General features: G+C 71.7%; 1 protein-coding gene and 1 pseudogene. Both read right to left on the bottom strand.

Features of this window, described 5'->3' with window-relative positions:
* Positions 1–370 (bottom strand): hypothetical protein (locus OTB19_RS43275; protein ID WP_267804351.1); only part of this gene is annotated, 370 nt, incomplete at its 3' end.
* 67 nt (positions 371–437) lie between these two features.
* Positions 438–628 (bottom strand): annotated as a pseudogene (locus OTB19_RS43280) (IS630 family transposase); the annotation flags it as partial.

The following is a 628-nucleotide window of genomic DNA, read 5'->3' on the forward strand; positions in this document are numbered from 1 at the left end:
GGTCCGGGCTGTAGGTGTCGAGGATCTCGGCGGCCCCTGATTCCCGCCGCGCCTCGCTCGCCGCGTCCTGCCCGGAAAGCGTCCCGCCCAGACGGCGACACAACTCGTCCTCGGTCCAGGATGCCGAGCCGTCCGCGGCGACCAGACCCGCGACGATCGGTTCGGCGTCGCGGGCCGCGAGATCCATCCGCTGCCGGTCGATCCGGCGACGGTACTCCCCGAAGTTGGCCAACTCCCCCCACGGGCTTCGCGCCGACTGCCCCCACGGCGCTGCTTCCTGTCCGGCCCTGCGAGTGGCGGGATTCCCCGACCGCCTCGCCGCGGCGGCGGACTGTGACGGCTTCTTCTTGCGCGGCTTCGAGACTGGCATCCGGCCATTGTATGAACGTGCCGCGGAGCACCACGGCCAGAATCCCGCTTCCGGTACCCGGCGAGCGTTACGCGGCTTGCGTGAAGATGGCGGGGGCGGGTTGGAGGTGGCGGGTGAGGTAGCGGGCGTGCTCGGCGTCGGCGTCGTAGCGCCAGCGGTAGGGGCGGGCGGTGCGGTTGTAGCGGATGGTGTAGGTGGTGATCTGGGTTTCGAGGTCGTCGCGGGAGGCGAAGTCGCCGCGTCGCAGCAGGCGGCGGG

The sequence above is a fragment of the Streptomyces sp. H27-H5 genome, from assembly GCF_026627505.1.
Taxonomy (GTDB): Bacteria; Actinomycetota; Actinomycetes; order Streptomycetales; family Streptomycetaceae; genus Streptomyces.